Annotated in this window: 19 protein-coding genes; 10 read left to right on the top strand and 9 right to left on the bottom strand. The window is 65.0% G+C overall.

Annotated features, from left to right (window positions below):
- Positions 1-14: 14 nt before the first annotated feature.
- Complete coding sequence (locus NV1_RS04195; RefSeq protein ID WP_067885596.1) at positions 15-683, top strand: class I SAM-dependent methyltransferase; 669 nt, start codon at positions 15-17, stop codon at positions 681-683.
- 21 nt (positions 684-704) lie between these two features.
- On the opposite strand, the gene NV1_RS04200 is transcribed toward NV1_RS04195, so the two are convergent.
- The 9 genes from NV1_RS04200 to NV1_RS04235 all read right to left on the bottom strand — a co-directional run bounded on the left by NV1_RS04200 (position 705) and on the right by NV1_RS04235 (position 8,482).
- On the bottom strand, positions 705-1,778 hold the full coding sequence (locus tag NV1_RS04200; RefSeq protein WP_067885597.1) for a prenyltransferase: 1,074 nt from the start codon (positions 1,776-1,778) through the stop codon (positions 705-707).
- Positions 1,765-2,496 (bottom strand): class I SAM-dependent methyltransferase, encoded by a 732-nt coding sequence (locus NV1_RS04205; protein ID WP_067885599.1) that lies wholly within the window; start codon positions 2,494-2,496, stop codon positions 1,765-1,767. Before NV1_RS04205 ends, NV1_RS04200 begins: the two co-directional genes overlap by 14 nt.
- Positions 2,497-3,732, bottom strand: coding sequence for a glycosyltransferase family 4 protein (locus NV1_RS04210; RefSeq protein ID WP_067885601.1), 1,236 nt, complete (start codon positions 3,730-3,732; stop codon positions 2,497-2,499).
- 36 nt (positions 3,733-3,768) lie between these two features.
- Positions 3,769-4,629 carry an LLM class F420-dependent oxidoreductase gene (locus NV1_RS04215; protein WP_067885603.1) on the bottom strand — a complete coding sequence of 287 codons (861 nt, stop codon included), beginning with the start codon at positions 4,627-4,629 and terminating at the stop codon, positions 3,769-3,771.
- A 92-nt stretch (positions 4,630-4,721) separates the two neighbouring features.
- On the bottom strand, positions 4,722-6,200 hold the full coding sequence (locus tag NV1_RS04220; RefSeq protein ID WP_067885605.1) for an FAD-dependent oxidoreductase: 1,479 nt from the start codon (positions 6,198-6,200) through the stop codon (positions 4,722-4,724).
- 83 nt (positions 6,201-6,283) lie between these two features.
- Positions 6,284-6,685 carry a carboxymuconolactone decarboxylase family protein gene (locus NV1_RS04225; RefSeq protein WP_067885607.1) on the bottom strand — a complete coding sequence of 134 codons (402 nt, stop codon included), beginning with the start codon at positions 6,683-6,685 and terminating at the stop codon, positions 6,284-6,286.
- Positions 6,682-6,834, bottom strand: coding sequence for a hypothetical protein (locus NV1_RS43230; protein WP_157116542.1), 153 nt, complete (start codon positions 6,832-6,834; stop codon positions 6,682-6,684). The genes NV1_RS04225 and NV1_RS43230 overlap by 4 nt, the downstream gene beginning before the upstream one ends.
- Positions 6,831-7,733 carry an NAD(P)-dependent oxidoreductase gene (locus NV1_RS04230; protein WP_067885609.1) on the bottom strand — a complete coding sequence of 301 codons (903 nt, stop codon included), beginning with the start codon at positions 7,731-7,733 and terminating at the stop codon, positions 6,831-6,833. Before NV1_RS04230 ends, NV1_RS43230 begins: the two co-directional genes overlap by 4 nt.
- Positions 7,730-8,482 carry an SDR family oxidoreductase gene (locus NV1_RS04235; RefSeq protein WP_067885611.1) on the bottom strand — a complete coding sequence of 251 codons (753 nt, stop codon included), beginning with the start codon at positions 8,480-8,482 and terminating at the stop codon, positions 7,730-7,732. Before NV1_RS04235 ends, NV1_RS04230 begins: the two co-directional genes overlap by 4 nt.
- Positions 8,483-8,911: 429 nt before the next feature.
- Between NV1_RS04235 and NV1_RS04240 the strand changes: the two genes are divergently transcribed.
- The 9 genes from NV1_RS04240 to NV1_RS04275 all read left to right on the top strand — a co-directional run bounded on the left by NV1_RS04240 (position 8,912) and on the right by NV1_RS04275 (position 16,006).
- Positions 8,912-9,292, top strand: coding sequence for a hypothetical protein (locus NV1_RS04240; RefSeq protein ID WP_067885612.1), 381 nt, complete (start codon positions 8,912-8,914; stop codon positions 9,290-9,292).
- Positions 9,289-9,918: a DUF3558 family protein gene (locus NV1_RS41825; RefSeq protein ID WP_084525050.1), complete on the top strand. Its 630-nt coding sequence runs from the start codon at positions 9,289-9,291 to the stop codon at positions 9,916-9,918. Before NV1_RS04240 ends, NV1_RS41825 begins: the two co-directional genes overlap by 4 nt.
- A gap of 119 nt (positions 9,919-10,037) precedes the next feature.
- Positions 10,038-11,252, top strand: coding sequence for a hypothetical protein (locus tag NV1_RS04245; RefSeq protein ID WP_067885614.1), 1,215 nt, complete (start codon positions 10,038-10,040; stop codon positions 11,250-11,252).
- Positions 11,249-11,962 carry an ESX secretion-associated protein EspG gene (locus NV1_RS04250; protein WP_067885616.1) on the top strand — a complete coding sequence of 238 codons (714 nt, stop codon included), beginning with the start codon at positions 11,249-11,251 and terminating at the stop codon, positions 11,960-11,962. The genes NV1_RS04245 and NV1_RS04250 overlap by 4 nt, the downstream gene beginning before the upstream one ends.
- 91 nt (positions 11,963-12,053) lie before the next feature.
- Positions 12,054-12,428 (top strand): hypothetical protein, encoded by a 375-nt coding sequence (locus NV1_RS04255; protein WP_067885618.1) that lies wholly within the window; start codon positions 12,054-12,056, stop codon positions 12,426-12,428.
- Positions 12,429-12,472: 44 nt separating this feature from the next.
- Positions 12,473-14,590: a hypothetical protein gene (locus NV1_RS04260; RefSeq protein WP_157116544.1), complete on the top strand. Its 2,118-nt coding sequence runs from the start codon at positions 12,473-12,475 to the stop codon at positions 14,588-14,590.
- Positions 14,587-14,958, top strand: coding sequence for a hypothetical protein (locus NV1_RS04265; protein ID WP_067885621.1), 372 nt, complete (start codon positions 14,587-14,589; stop codon positions 14,956-14,958). The genes NV1_RS04260 and NV1_RS04265 overlap by 4 nt, the downstream gene beginning before the upstream one ends.
- Before the next feature lie 185 nt (positions 14,959-15,143).
- The gene (locus NV1_RS04270; RefSeq protein ID WP_157116546.1) at positions 15,144-15,590 is read left to right on the top strand and encodes a YbaB/EbfC family nucleoid-associated protein; all 447 of its coding nucleotides are present in this window, start codon (positions 15,144-15,146) and stop codon (positions 15,588-15,590) included.
- Between the two features lie 119 nt (positions 15,591-15,709).
- Positions 15,710-16,006: a hypothetical protein gene (locus NV1_RS04275; protein WP_157116548.1), complete on the top strand. Its 297-nt coding sequence runs from the start codon at positions 15,710-15,712 to the stop codon at positions 16,004-16,006.
- The last annotated feature ends 8 nt before the right edge of the window (positions 16,007-16,014 follow it).

Below are 16,014 nucleotides of genomic sequence, written 5' to 3' on the forward strand. Positions count from 1 at the left end.
AAGGTTCTCCGCTGATGACTCGTGCCGATTCGGTGATCTCCACGGCTACGACGCAATTGTTCGACATTGCCGAGCAAACAACCGGCTTCATGCCGCCCGAGGAAGGGCGAGCGCTGTACGAGGCCGCGTGCCGATACGCCGGTGACGGAATCATCGCCGAAATCGGCACCTATTGCGGGAAGTCGTCGATATATCTCGGCGCGGCCGCGCGGGAAACCGGTGCGACCGTTTATACGATCGATCACCATCAGGGCTCGGAGGAACATCAGCCCGGCTGGGAGTATCACGACAGCTCGCTGGTCGATCCGGAAACCGGGAAATTCGATAGCGTCACCGAATTTCGCCGCGCCATCGTGCGCGCCGGACTCACCGATACGGTCGTGGGCGTGCTGGGCTCCTCGGCCACGGTCGCGAAGATGTGGCGCACGCCGATCCGGCTGCTGTTCATCGACGGCGGGCATACCGAGGAGGCCGCCCAGCGCGATTACGACAACTGGGCGCACTGGGTTGCCGCGGGCGGAGCGCTGGCGATCCACGACGTGTTCCCGGATCCGGCCGACGGCGGCCGCGCGCCGTACAACATCTATCGAAAGGCGTTGGACAGCGGCAACTTCCGCGAGGTTTCGGTGACCGGATCGTTGCGCGTGCTCGAGCACGACACCGGCTGCGGAGGCCGGAACTGAATGCGGAGTTCGCGCCGCGGATCAGCGGCGCGAACCCACGCAGTCACAGGCGAATCCGTCGGTGATATCGATCGGGGCGGCTAGCTCGCGGAAGATCCCGTTACCGGGCGTCGCGCGGGACAACGCGTCGGCGGCCAGGATCATCGCCGCTCCGGTCCATGTGGTGCGCTCCTCGGGCCAGCGTTTGCCGTCCGCGAATACCAGTCCGGTCCAGTAGGATCCGTCCTCCTCGCGGAGGTGCTGCATGGCCGCGAGTAGTCGCAGCGCGCGATCGCGATGGCCGAGCCGGTCCAGTGTCAGCACCAGCTCGCAGGTCTCCGCACCGGTCACCCAGGGCCGATCGGCGACGCAGCGGATGCCCAGATCGCCGACCACGAAATCGTCCCAGCGGGAGTCGATTCGGGCCATCGCGGCCGTACCGTCGTACGCACCGCACAAGACCGGATAGTACCAGTCCATCGAATAGCGGTCCTTCTCGCCGAACGCCTCGGGGTGATGCCGGATGGCATGGCCGAGCCGCAGCGCCGCGACCTCCCATTCGGGCTGGGCGATACCCAGCAGCTCGGCCAGGGCCAGTGCGCAGCGAATACTGTGGAACATGCTCGCGCAGCCGGTCAGCAGCGCCTCGGGCACCACGCCGTGCGGCCCGCGCAACCAGTAGATCTCGCCGTTGCGACCCTGTTGCAGCGAGACGACGTAATCGATGGCCGCGCACACCGTGGGCCACATCCGGGCCCCGAACGCGCGATCACCGGTACTGCACACGTAATGCCAGACCCCGGTGGCGATGTAGGCGCAGAAATTGGTGTCGGCGTCCTCGACTGCCACGGCTCCGTCACGAAACTCACTGGGCCAGCTGCCATCCGGACGTTGCGTGCGCTCGGACCAGGCGTACGCGGCGCGGGCCGCGTCCAGCAGTCCCGCCGATGTGAGCGCCATGGCGTTCTCGAGATGATCCCACGGATCGGTGTGCCCGCCGCTGAACCAGGGCAGCGCGCCATCGGATTCCTGTTGTGCGGCAATGGATTCAGCGGTGTGGCGAATCTGGGCGGCGGTCAGCACACCGGCGACCGCCGGCAGCTCAGAATCCGCCACGCCGCACCGCCGGTTTGGTGAAGTACAGCGCCACGCTCTTCCCGATCAGCGGATCCAGCGCGGATTCCGCGGTTCGGGTCAGCCACGGCCGTTTCATCATGTCCCACACCAGCATTCGGTGATAGGAGGTGACCGCCCAATGCTTCTCGTTGGATACGCCCGCCAGGCACTTGAGCCACCAGTACGGCGAGTGCAGCGCGTGCGCATGGGCGCTGTGGATGAATCGCATACCGAGACCGGCGATCTTGCGGCGCAATTCGTCGGCGCGATAGATCCGCACGTGCCCGCCCTCGTTGGCGTGGTACTCGTCCGAGAACAGCCAGCAGATCCGCTCGGGAAGCCAACGCGGCACCGTCACCACCAGCGCACCGCCGGGCGCGAGCACCCGCACCAGTTCGGCGATGGCCCGATCGTCCGCCGGGATGTGCTCGAGGATTTCCGAGGCGATGACGACGTCGAATTCGCCGTCCTCGTACGGCAGCGCCAGCGCATCGCCCTGTACGGCCTCCGCACGCGCGTGCCCGGGTGCCTCGCCCGCCTCGGCCATCGCACCGAACATCACCTTGACCTGGGCCAGATCATCGGCGTTCTGATCGAAGGCGACGATATCCGCGCCCCGGCGGTACGCCTCGAAGGAATGCCGCCCCAGACCCGCGCCCACATCGATGACGCGGGTGCCCGGTCCGACCCCCAGCCGGTCGAAATCTACGGTCAACATCTAGTTGCTCTCCTCGTCTATGCGGTACCTCGAGATGGCCTGCTCGTACACCGAAACAGTCTGTGCGGCAACGGCTTCCCAGCTGTATACCGACAGTGCCCGGCGTCGCCCGGCGGCGCCGATCTCGTCGAGCCGGCGGCGCGAATCCAGCAGACCGCCGATGGCCCTGGCCAATTCGGCCACGTTGCCCGGTTCGACGAGTTCGGCGCAATCGCCGACCACCTCGGGCAGTGCGCCGGCCCGGCTGGCGACCAACGGGGTGCCACTGGCCATCGCCTCCACCGCGGGCAGCGAGAAGCCCTCGTACATCGAAGGGATGCAGGAGATCTCGGCGGAGCTGAGCAGTTCGGCAAGATCGGTGTCGGACAGGCCGCTGCTGACCGTGACGACGTCGGCCAGGCCCAGTTCGGCGATCAACTTCTCGGTGGGCCCGTCGGGGTCCAGCTTGGCGACCAGCTGCAACTCCACGTCGTGCGCCAGGCGCAATCGCGAAATCGCCTGCAGCAGATGTGATATGCCCTTGAGCGGTTTGTCGGCGCTGGCGACCGCGACGATGCGGCCCGGGACGCGTCCCTCGCGCGGGCGGAACAGTTCGGTGTCCACGCCGAGCGGCACCACGCGCAGCTGTCCGGCCGCGACGCCGAAATCGTCGGCGATATCGGTGGCCGAGGAGGAGGAGACCGTGATCAGGTCCGGAATCTGCCGGGCCACGCGCCGCTGCATGCCCAGGAAGCCGTACCAGCGCTGGACGAACAGCTTGCGCCGCCACGGCGCGGCGGCCAGATCCACGGCGCGGTCCCGGGTGATCGGATGGTGGATGGTGGCGACCACCGGCAGCTGCCGGGCGATGTCCAGCAGGCCCGAGCCCAGGCACTGATTGTCGTGCACCACATCGAAATCCGCTGCCCGCGTGCGCAACAGCTGGGCCGCGCGCAGGCTGAAGGTGCGTGGTTCCGGGAAGCCCGCGGTCCACATGGTGCCCAGTTCGAGCAGATCGATCCGATCCCGGATCTCGCTCGGCCGCGGCGTGCGGAACGGATCTTCGTCGCGGTACAGATCCAGACTCGGCACCTCGGTCAGCCGCACCCGCGGATCGAGCAGTTCCGGATAGGGCGGACCGGAGAAGACCTCCACCTCGTGGCCGAGTTCGGCCAGTCCCGAACTCAGGTACCGCACGTACACCCCCTGCCCCCCACAGTGGGTCTTGCTGCGGTAGGACAGCAGGGCGATACGCACGCTAAGGTCTCACTCTCGGCGATCGGGCGGGGATGGTCAGGCCGGTAGGCCCAGTGGCGCCAGTTTGGCAGACAGCCGGTCCAGGTAGGCCAGCACATCGGCTTCGGGCTTGTCCGGGAGGCCGAACAGCACGTCGGTGACCCCGGCCTCGGCCCAGGCGGTCAGCTGCGCCGGATCGGGCTTTCCCGCCAGGGCGACCACGCGCGGGGTGTCGGTGCGCTCGGCCTCCTGCCACACCTTGCGCAGCAGTTGCAGCCGCTCGAGCAGCAGGTCCTGCTCGTACGGGGTGGTGATCCAGCCATCGGCCGAACGGGCGATCCAGCGGAAACCCTTCTCGGTGCCGGCGGTGCCGATCAGCACGTCGATCTTGTCCTGCGTCGGCTTGGGCCAGGCCCAGCTGGGACCGAATTTCACGAATTCGCCGTCGTAGGACGCTTCCTCCTCGGTCCACAGCGCCCGCATCGCCTCGATGTACTCGCGCAGCGCGGTGCGGCGCTTGGCGCCCGGGATGCCGTGGTCGGCGAGTTCGTCGGTGTTCCAACCGAATCCGGCGCCCAGGCTGACCCGGCCACCCGAGAGGTGATCGAGCGTGGCGATGGTCTTGGCCAGGGTGATCGGATCGTGTTCGGTGGGAAGCGCGACCGCCGTGGACAATTCGATCCGCTCGGTCACCGCGGCGGCTGTGCCCAGGGCCACCCACGGGTCGAGGGTGCGCGTGTAACGGTCGTCGGGCAGGCTGGCATCGCCCGTGGTCGGGTGTGCCGCTTCACGTTTCACCGGGATGTGGGTGTGTTCGGGAACGAAGAACGACGCGAACCCGCGATCCTCCGCGCCCTTCGCGGCCGCGGCCGGGCTGATATTGCGATCGCTGGTGAACAGGACGATGCCGAAACGCATGGGACTGTGCTCATCGACGGCATGAGCGGGGCCCTCCGTGGTTCCGCTCTGCTGCTGCCTCCGGTCCTGACCGTTCATGCCGTGGACTCCTTTCAGTCTTGAATAGGGGCCGCTGCGGCCTTGCCCGCGCGACGTCCGTAGAAGCTGCCGTCCCCGAGCGAGGTGCCGCTGGCGTACCCGCCGGTGCACACGCCGGAGGTGCATCGGCCCGCCGCGAACAGCCCGGGAATCGGATCCCCGGACACGTGCAGCACCCGCGAATCCAGATCGGTCTTCAACCCGCCGAGCGTGAACCCGCCGGTGTGCTCGCGCAGATCGAAGCCGGCCAACGGCGTGCCGATCGGCTTGACCCACTCGGATTTCTTGCCCAGCAACGGATCCGAACCGTCGGCCGCATGCTTGTTGTAGACCTCGACGGTGGTCTGCAGCGTGCCCTCGGGCAGGCCCATATCGGATTCGAGTTCCGCCACGGTCTCCGCGGCCCACTTGGGCGGCTGCCGGAAGAACGTCACCGAACTCTCGGTTGCCAGCGCGGCCTCGAGCGCCTGCTCGTCCATGATCAGATAGGCCTTGTTGTCCTGCTGGTTCAGGGTGGCCTGGCCGACCCGGCCGCAGTAGGTGTCCTCGGTGATGTAGCGCTGGGCGCGGGCGTTGACCATGATGCCCCGCGCCACCATCTGCGGATCCACGAAGAACGCCACCTCGGCCGCGTCCATGTGCGCGACCTGCGCGCCCAGGGCCTGCGCGACCCTGATGCCGATGCCGTCGTGCTCCTCGATCGAGGCGGCCGGGCGGTTGAGCAGCCGCGGCACGTAGGCCTCGATCATCTCCTGGTTGTACGCGAAACTGCCGGTCGCGAGCACCACGCCGCGGCGGGCACGCACGTTGAAGAGATTGCCGTAACGCTTGGCGACCACGCCGACGACGCGGTCGTCCTCGTCCACGATCAGGCGCTGAATGCGGATGTCGTATTCCGCACGCACACCGAGACTTTCGGCGGTATCGATCAGCGGCTTCATCAGCATGTAGCCGCCGCCCTGCTCACCGATCCGCTTGTTCTGCATCTGCGGCAGGTGGCCGCGCGGCGCGGGGGTGGCGATGTCCTTGAACGGCGCGGAATTCTCTCCGCCGGAGTACATCAGGCCCTCGTCGTGTGCGGGCTCCCAGCCGGGCTCGCCCCAGAACTCCTCCTTGAACGGAACGCCTTGGGCGACAAGCCAATCGAAGTGTTCGACACTGCCCTGGCAGTAGTCGTGGATCTTCGCGGCGTCCACGCCGGGCCCCAGGGCCGCGGTCATGAACTTCTCCATGTTCTCGGGGGTGTCCTCGAAGCCCAGCGCCTTCTGCAGTGCGGTGCCGCCGCCGAGGTAGATGAATCCGCCCGACATCGATGCCGCGCCACCCCAGCCGCCGGTGCGCTCGAGCACCAGCACGTCGGCGCCGGCCCGCTTGGCCTCGATGGCCGCGCAGGCGCCCGCGACGCCGTATCCGGCGATCACCACATCGGCCTCGAAATCCCATTCGGTGATCGCGTTCGCGCGCTGCGGTCGTACGGTGGTGGTTTCGGACATTGGTGTGGTTCCTGTCTGGTTCGATCGCCGATTTCGGGGGGCTTCATCCTGCTGCGCGGGTACCGGAAACTCCGGTCACGGGCTCATTCGGTGGGACTTTCCGCGGCGCGGGCGACCTTCTTCTCGTGCCGCGCCACCACCTTGCCCACCACGCTGTCCAAACTGGTTCCCGCGGGCCAGCCTACGTAGTGGCAGAGAAACAGCGAGATCTCCCGCAGTTGCGCCGGGGTGAACTCGCCATTGCCCAGGGCCGAGCCGACCTGAATCTCCGCGACGTCGAACAGGCCCTGCGCGGTGAGCGCGCCGATCAGCAGCAGCCGGCGATCCCGGATGCTCAGTTCGGGCCGGGACCAGATATCGGCGAACAGGTGGTCCGCGGTAACGGCGAAATGGTCGCCGGGGCCGTCGGCGAAGTCCCAGCCGTACACCTCGGACATCTTCGCCAGCCCGCGTGCGCGGCGTTCGGCCGCAGTCTCCTCGCTCATGCTGCTTCCTTTCCGGCATGTGCGGGGGCCTGCGTGGTGACGCTTCGCTGCCGCCTGCGGCCCTGACCGCTCATGCTGTAGTCCTTTTCGGCATGTGCGGGGGCCTGCGTGGTGACGCTTCGCTGCCGCCTCCGGCCCTGACCGCTCATGCCTGCTCCTTGGCTATATCGCCGGGGCCGACGCCCAGGCCGGTGCCCAGGCCCTGCAGGGCCAGCCGGGCGAACGGTAGCGGAACCTCGAGCCGATCACCGACCGCCAGGGCCAGTGCCAGATCCTTCTCGCCCAGCCCGCGAACGTGGGTCAGGATCGAATGCCAGAAATCGTCCTCGGCCACCGGTGCGGTGGTGTCGCGCAACATGATCGCCCCCGCACCGCCGGTGATGGCATCGGAATGCCGGACCACCTTGCCCAGGTCGGTGATGTCCAAGCCGGCGGCCTCGGCCAGGCGCTGTGCCTCCGCTGCGGCGGTGAAGGAGACGAAGTGCAACAGGTTGCGCGCCAACTTCATTCGCGTACCCGCGCCGACCTCGCCGGCATGCACGACCAGTCCGGCGAAGCGGCCGAACGGCTCCCGTACCTTCTCGTAGGCGGCCTCGGTGCCGCCCACCATGATGGCGAGATTGCCCTGCTTGGCTCCGCCCGCGCCGCCGCTGATCGGAGCGTCCACCAATTCCACACCGCGAGAGGCGCATTCGCCCGCCAGATCCACGGCGGTGGTGTCGCTGATGGTGGAGTGCACGGCGACGACGGTGCCGGGCCGCGCGGTACTCAGGATGCCGTCCGGGCCGGCGACCACCGAACGCACCTGCTCGTCGTCGACGACCACGATCGAGATGACCTCGGCCTGTTCGGCGACCTCGGCGGCCGAGGCCGCGGCCTTCGCGCCGCGCGCCACGAATTTCTCCAGCGCCTCGGGCCGCATATCGCAGACCACCAGTCCGCCTGGCCAATCCAGCAGCCGTTCGGCCATCGGCGCGCCGATATTGCCCAGCCCGATGAACCCGACGCCGATGTCGTTGCCGCTCCTGCCTCCGCTGCGCTCGCTCATGACCGGATGATCTGTCCGCCGTCGACGTTGAGGATGTGGCCGGTCACCCAGCTCGCCTCGTCCGAGAGCAGGTACAGGCACGCGCCGACCAGGTCCTCCGGAGTTCCCATGCGCTTCAAGGGAAGTCGGTTGACCATGTCCTTGACCATATTGCCCGGGGTGACGGTCTTGGTGGCCTCGGTGTCGATCGGGCCGGGCGCGATGGCGTTGATCCGGATCTTGGAGCCGCCGAGTTCGGTGGCCAGTTGCTGAGTCAGGCCGTTGACCCCGACCTTGGCCAGGCCGTAGAACCCGGAGTACAGCCAGGCGGCCGTGGAGGACTGGTTGACGATCGAGCCGCCCCCATCCTTGGACATCGGCTGCCACACCGCCCGGGTCATGTTCAGCGCGCCGTCGAGGTTCACGCTCATGAACTTCTTGTAGTAATCCCACGGGACGGTCAGCAGCAGGTCCAGCTTCATATCGCCGTAGATCGCCGCGTTGTTGACCAGATGATCGATGCCGCCGAATTCGGCCACGGTGAATTCGGCCAGTGCGGTGGTCGACTCGGGATCGGACACGTCGACGCGATGGAACGCGGCGGTTCCGCCCTCGGCGACGATCTGCTTGGCGACCTCCTCGCCCTTGTCCGCGTTCAGATCCGCGACGACGACCTTCGCGCCCTCGGCGGCCAGCGCCTTGGCGTAGACGGCGCCGATACCCTGCGCTGCGCCGGTGACGATCGCGGATCGTCCGGTGAAACGGGCCATGGTGAAAACTCCTCTGCGGCAGATTGTTCGGCTTGTTCGGCGGTCGCGATCAGTGGTGCTCGGCGGACATTCCTCGAATCCGGCGCGTCGAGCTCACGAGCGCGCGGGTACCCGTCCGTGCACGTCGTCCCCTCGCCGGTGCCGTGCGACGCCGGACGCACACCTGCGTCGTTCGCTCGCTCACCGGTAGCTCCTATGCTGTCTGGACACGTGTACGGACTATATGGTCGAAGTCGCTGCCAGCGCAAGAACCTGTTGCAGTTTGGTTGGGTGGAGGTGTGGGTTGGGGCTGGTGTCCGGGGTATCCCGGGTGGTGAACGAGGCCAGGGGAGGGATTGCGGGCGCGATGGACTCCAGCGATTGGATAGCCCGTGAAGTAGGGTCTTCCAGAGTGCGATGATCCACATGGGACTCTGAGGAGGGGGCGCGATGGGGGACGTGGATGCGGGGGTGTCGGCGGCGAAGAGTCTGTATCAGCAGGCTGCTGCGGGGACGTTCACGATGGAGGAGGGGGTCGCGAGGAAGTGCGCTGAGGCATACCAGCGGCTGGTCACGAATACGATCGACCCGCAGATACAGGCCGCGAAGAACCTTGGCAGGCTGGACGGATTCGGACAGATCCATTCGGCCAATGAGCTCAAGTCTGGATTCGAGAAGAAAGCTGATGCCCTGGTCGAGACGCTGGTAAGAGCCAAGGAGGCTGCCCTCGAGCTGGCCGCAGCGCATCTGTTGGCTGCAAAGCAGATTCAGGATGCAGATGAACTGCATAAGAAGGCGATCGAGACTGCGGCGAATGGAGTCGGTAAATGAAGGTTTCTGTCTGGATCGGCATCTGTGCGGCCGTCGTGGGGACAACTGTCGCTTGCTCGTCGAATAGTGATGAGAACTCCACCGGAAATGCGGAGAACGTCTCGTCCGCATCGGCGGCAGTCAGTACCGCTGCTGCGCGGCCGACGATTACTGACCCAAAGGTTCAGCCACCGTCGCAGGACAACAATCAGTACTCCAACGGCTTGCCAAAAGTGGTGTTCGACCCTTGTACATGGATCAGCGACCAGGCAATCCAAAAAGCTGGGTTCGATCCGTCCTCGCGGCACAGGGTAACAGATTTTGTCGCAGAGCAAACATGGTTGACCTGTGGATTCAAGTCCAAGTTGAGGGACCTCACGGTGAATTCAGGAAATGTTCCCTGGGAGCAGGATCTCCAGAAGCATGCATCCCACACCACGCCGGTCACCATGAATGGGCGGGAGGGTGTATGGGTTAATGACCAGAAATTCAAAGGGGGCTGCGAACTCGATCTTCGCACAAAGGTTGGGTTCGTTCAAATAAATACCGATCTCACCGATGAGACAGATTCCAGCCAAACGCCTCCTTGTGATGGCATGCTGGACATAGCGAATATTATCGAGGCGGAGATCGGAAAGGGCAACTGAGCATGACCAACCCGGGGGGCGGCTCGCCGAATTCCGTACTAACCCAGCTTTTCGGAGTAGATCCCAGAGCTGGCTCTGCGATAAACGATGCGAATACAGCCAGGGCAGGTGCGCAAAGCTTGCAGAGCCAGCTGTCGTACAACGACACCGATAATCCTTACATCAATGACCTCGAGAACTGGGCTGGCAAATCTCATCAAGAGATCTATTCCGGCGCTCAGTCGCTGCTGCCCGGCATGTTGCAGACTCACGCAACGCACTGGAATGACATCGCCGCCAACCTTGGCGGCGGCCTGTTCGGTTCGAATCTAGCGGTTCAGAATGCACTGGCCGAAGGGGCGAAAGGCCGGATTGCGAACGCGGCAGCGGATGCCGCGCAGAAATTCTTCCAGCAGATGACGCAGTTGCAGGACGTGATCACCGCGGTATCTGCGCGGATTCGATCGGTCGCTGATGGCGCCCAAGCCGTGAAGTTGTCGGTCCCGCCTCCGAGCAATGCGGCGGCCGTGCCAACCCCTACGTCACCCGGAGTTGCTCAGGTCGGTGCGCTGATCGGCGTAACCACGCCGAACAACGTGATGACCGCCGGCCGCTCCGAGGATGAGCTCCACCAGACCGCCATCGCGGCGATGAAGAACAACTACGACCCGGTATTCGCCCCGGCGGGCACCGGCGTGCCGACATTCGTGTCGATCACGAAGCCCGGCAGCAACAATGACCAGAACCCGTCCGGTCCGGCATCGTCCGGTCCGTCGGCCAACGCCAACTCCGCGAGTAACAACGCGCAGAACGCGGACAACTCACAGCAGAACAACTCGCAGCAGAAGGATTCGTCGAATTCGGATCAGTCCCAGCAGTCCCCGAGTTCGGCGAATCAGGGCACGTCGAATTCGAATACCTCACCGCAGTCGGCGGATTCGTCGAGTCTCAACCCGTCGACCTCGACCGGGACCGCCGGATACAACGGGGGTATGGGCTCCGGCGGCGGCGGTGGCCTGGGCGGTCTGGACAGCGGGACGGCCGGCGGCGGTTCCGGTGGTGCGGGACAGAGCATTCCGGGCACCGGCAGCGGGAATGCCGCTGCGGCAGCGGCTTCGGCGAACGGCGCCGCCAAGGCGACCAGTTCCGGAACCTCGGGCATGCCCGGCATGGGTGGCGCCGGGGCGCGCAAGTCGGAAGACGAAGAGCGCGAACACAAGACGCCGGACTATCTGATCATGGATCGCGAGGAAGAACTGATCGGCCGGATCGATGCCGCCTCGGGTGATGCGATCGGTGCGAATTTCCCTGCGGCGCAGACGCAGCGGGACAATGGTGAAGGCAATTATCGGTGAAATGGGAGTTCACTCCCGACGAGTTCATGCATCAGTGGCGGGAGACCGACAAGGATCGGTATCCCTTTCCGCTGCGCCTGATCTCGTCGGCGCAATGGCAGAGCGAGGCGGCGAAAGCAACCGAGGAGCTGCGGGCGCGATTTCCCGCCGGGGGTGATCCGGACCTGTCGGCCGCGCTGCGCGTCGCGGCGGATCCGGAGGTGTCGGCGGCGCTGCTGGGCAAGCGCCGCCATCGACTGCGCGTCTACGGGGCGATCGACGGCAGCGTCGGCGTAACCCTGTTCCAGCGCCCGGGACAGACCGACGAGTTCGGCGGCAACGTCGTCATCGAAATCGGTTCTCCAGCAGTGGTTTCCAATGTCTTCGCCGCAGTCGTCGGATCCGTTCCCGCAGGTACCGGGCCCGCTCTCGTCGAATCGGTGGACCGGATCGAGGTGAGCCTGGAATCCTGGACCGGCACGCAGGAGAACACCGCCCAGCGAATGCGCAACCTCCTCACGGTGCGCCGCGCCGGCTGGGGCCATATCGAGGTCCGCGCCGCCCTGCGCGACCGCCGCCCTTTCCCACCGCAGTACTTCAGCTGGGTCGACGTGGACGGCGACGGCTGCTACACGTTCCGCGAGCAGTACAACGACTTCCACGTCGAACCGTGCTCGCGCCAGATGGTCGCCCACGAGGTAGCGCGAATGGCGTTGAGCTGGCGCGACTGACCCGCAGCACCCGGTCGGCCGCCGCGGTGAAAGCCTGTGAATGTCACCCGCTCCGGTGTCCTCGCCGGTGCGCATCTGACATCATCGAACGATGCGGCACACCTCGGAAGCGGTGTGCCTGTGGATGTTTGCCGAGAGGTCAGGAGGGGGAGCGATGCTGTTCGTCCCACATGCCGTGTCGGACATGGCGAAAAAGATGGAGCCGCACGCCGAAGCGATGAAGGCGCATGCGACGGGGATCGCGAACGTCGGGTTCGAGGCGTCTCACGCTGGTCAGGACTACCAGGAGCAGGGCCAGAAGATCGCCAACGGTGTCGAAGATGTCGTGTCGATGCTGAATTCGTGGTCGGAGGCGTCCAGTTCTACGGTAGATGTATTCCGGACCGGAGTAGCCATGCATACCAGCGGTGATCAGCAGAACGCGTCCCAGATCACGACAGCGACAAATGCATTGGGTACCGCGTGACGAATAATCCACAGCAGTACGGGACTGCCTATTACAATGAGCAGTTGACTGCGCAGAACAATTTGACCCGGTGGCTGGCCGAAGATGATACCGGGAAGTTCACCAAAACGATCTGGAATCCCAACGTCAACGTATCCGGCACGACTGCTGACGAGCTGCTGAATGGTGCTGTACCCGGGTTGGAATGGTTCGAACGGGCGTTGGTTCGATATCACCGGGTACACGACGTATTGAATCTGAGTGAATTTGCCAGAATCGATATTCCCGCCGACCCGAGTATCGATTTTGCTGGTGAGATCGTTGATGCGACGAAAGAACCCCTGGGTAAGGATGGGGAGATTCGGCGGCTGGAAGTGCGTTGGTTCGATCAGCAGCGCGGCATGAGTGTCCAAAGTTTGCAGAGTTTGGCTGATCGGCTGAAAGCCGCGGCCAGCGGCAGCGGTTCGGACGCCTCACTGGAGAAGGTGACCGAAGACGTTGCCGGAGTTGCCAACGCGGTGCCGGAGGTGTGGCAGGGGCCATCCGGCGATATTGCGCAGGATCATATGGCTGGGTTTCATTCCTACGCGAGTCAGCAGAGCCAATATGTGCAGGCGTTGGCGTCGGCGCTGGAGGGAGTGCCGGACGTTATTCTGGAGATCGTCAGGGATAAGGCGGTTTTCATTGCAAAGTTCGCTAGTGATCAGCTGCCGGTTGCCGGTCATGCGATGAAACTGGGGGGTGGATCGGAGGATCCTGTCAGTCAGATTATTTCGATCGCAACTGGCACGGTAAACAATTCCGAGTCGGATACGGTGGTCCAATACCAGTTCCATACTACGATTACGGATCATGCATCGGATACCTGCAAGAAATGGTTGACAGAACATTTCGGCCCTGCCGTGCGTGAAGCATTCACCGTGTTCATACACCAGTGCGCGGCAGCGGACTATTACATCAAGCAGGCATATAAGCCTGTAACGGACCTGCTCGATGGCAAGGACACGACCACCGTCCCGAAAGCCAAGGACACCAACCAGCAGAACGGCCCCTCGGCAAGTGGGACGTCGAACTCGAACACGAGCACCGCAAGTGTGGATCAAAGCAAGACACCGAGCACGACCACCCCGACCACCCCGACATCGGTGAATCCCAGCTCGTCGCAGAGCAATCCGCTCTCGACGTTTCTGAGCCAGGCCGAGCAGACCCTGCAGACGGCTTCCTCTGGAGTGAGTCAGCTGACAAGCGCATTGCAGTCCGGCGCGAGTCAGCTCTCCAGCGTGCTCCAGTCCGGGATGAGTGGCATCTTCGGCAACACCACCGCGGCCGCGTCATCGACGAACGGCTCGAAGACCCTGGCCAGCTTCAATATCGGCGGCGAAAAGCTCTCGATGACACAGGGTTCCGACGGATCGATAACCACGACGGTGACCGGTCTGGACGGGAAGTCCCAGCAGTACACGATGGGCATCAAGAACGGGGTCCCGTACTTCACCCCCGGCGGCGGTGACTCTTCGACCCAGTCGTCCACCACGCACGATTCGACCTCCTCCACCGGCAGCGGGACGGGCACGGACAGCGCCGGGAGCGGGAGCTATTCGACGTCCGGGACGGGTGGCGGGTCGTCGACCCAGTCGGTCACCAGCGATTCCTCGCCACAATCGGGTTCGTCGGTGCCGAGTACGGGTTCGTCCACGACGACGACCACGTCCGGCTACGACTCCTCGACGACTACGTCCTCGACCTCTTCGGGAACGTCCTCGACCGGTTCCATGGGCCACATGCCTTCGACCGGAGGCGGCGGCGGGAAAGGCTCGGAGGGCGAGCACAAATCCACCGGCCTGGTGCAGTCCAAACCGATGTGGACCAAGAACCCCGGCTCGGACCGCAAACCCGTGATCGATGCCGCCGCACCGCAAACCTCCGGCGGAAAGTTCGGTATCGAGGATCCGCTCGAGCCGTATGTGCCGAATCTCGATTTCGAGCCTGCGGCGACGCACGAGCCGAATCCGGCAGGATCGCAGAATCCCCAGTACGACCGAGATTCCGGCCATCAGCCGAGCCCGCCGCCCGCCGCGCCGGTTCCGACTCCGACTCCGACTCCCGCGCCGGTCCCCACACCGACCGCAGCGCCGCGTACCGATGGTGTGAAAATCGAGATCGACATGGGTGGTGGCAAATGAAAAACTATGCGGCACATATGGATCAACTACTGGCGGAGTACCGGGCGCACTCCCGATCGACCCAGCAGAAGTTCTTCATAGCCGATGCCCGCACCACCCGCGACGGCTCGGCGGCATTCGACGACCTCCGGCGACAACTGGCCGAGCAGGCTCGCCGGCAGGAGGTCGAAACCGCCCGCGAACTCGCCGCCCGCCAAGAGCGCGAGGAACGTGACCGCCTGGCGCGCTTGGAAATCGAGCGAGTCCGCCTGGCCGAAGAACGCGCCCGCCCCGCCACCTACGGCCGCAACGCCATCGTCCAGCCGACGGACTGGACCGACGAGGACGACGCCTTGGAGGCCGGGATGCCGATATCGTGGCTGCAGTAGTGCGGGAGCTCTGGCGTTCGGTAGTAGTCGGCGAGAAGGGGAATGGCGTGGCACCGGTGCGTGGGGATGCCGACGACCGCGTATTCGCGGATGATCCGGCGCGGACTCGGGTCGATCTCCTGGGCGGTCGGCTGATCCGCAAATCAGCAGAGCCTGCCCACTGCGGAATCTGGTGGTGAGTGAGCATGCAGGACTGGGAACGCGAGGAGATCCGTTCGGCCAACGACGGTGCGAAGGCCGCGATGGAGCAGGTCCAGGCGGATCTCGATCGCGAGATGGCCGAAGCGGGCGAGGTATACCGCAGGTTGCAGGCGATGAAGATCAAGGCGACGAGCCCGAACAACCTTGCGCGAGTGACGGTGAACTCGTCCGGTGTGGTGACCGAGATCGTGATCGCCGATGACGCGTATCGGCGCAGCACACCGCAGAAACTGACCGAGGATCTGAACGCGGCGATTCGTGGTGCGGCGCAGGCCGCCGCGCAGGCCCGCGCGCAGGTGGTCGCCCCGATCCAATCAATCGTGGACGCCATGCCCGATGTGAGCGAATTCGTCCCGGGCGCACCGAGTCTGCGAGATCTGCAAGCCCAGCTGTCGGGCGCGGCGGATCCGCCGGAGCAGCCGCAGCAGTAAACCCGCTGAGCGGGAGACATTTTCGAGGAACCCGGAGGCGCGTCCGTGCGTCCAAGGGAGAGAGCCGGTCGAACGGGAGGTTGTGGACTGTGGGAGATTTCTTTGCCGATCCTGATCGATTGCGTTCGATAACACCGCATTTCGAGCAATTGGGCGAGGATGTGGAGTCGGCGCTGGAGCTGCTGAAGGCGGGAATCACCAAGGAGGGCAAATGCTGGGGCTCCGATGCGCCGGGCAAGCAGTTCGAGGAGAACTACCCACAGGACGAGACCAAGGACGGCAGTGTCGGTAAGGGGTTGAAGGCGCTGGAGAGTTTCGCGGCGGCACTGAAGGCGACGGGTGACAACATCACCACGGTCGCCAACCAGGTGCAGACGCAGGACGAGGACAACGCGGCGAAGATTCGCAAGGTGTAACGGGGCAA

Origin of the sequence: Nocardia vaccinii NBRC 15922, from assembly GCF_001613305.1 — a bacterium.
GTDB classification, from domain to species: Bacteria; Actinomycetota; Actinomycetes; order Mycobacteriales; family Mycobacteriaceae; genus Nocardia; species Nocardia vaccinii.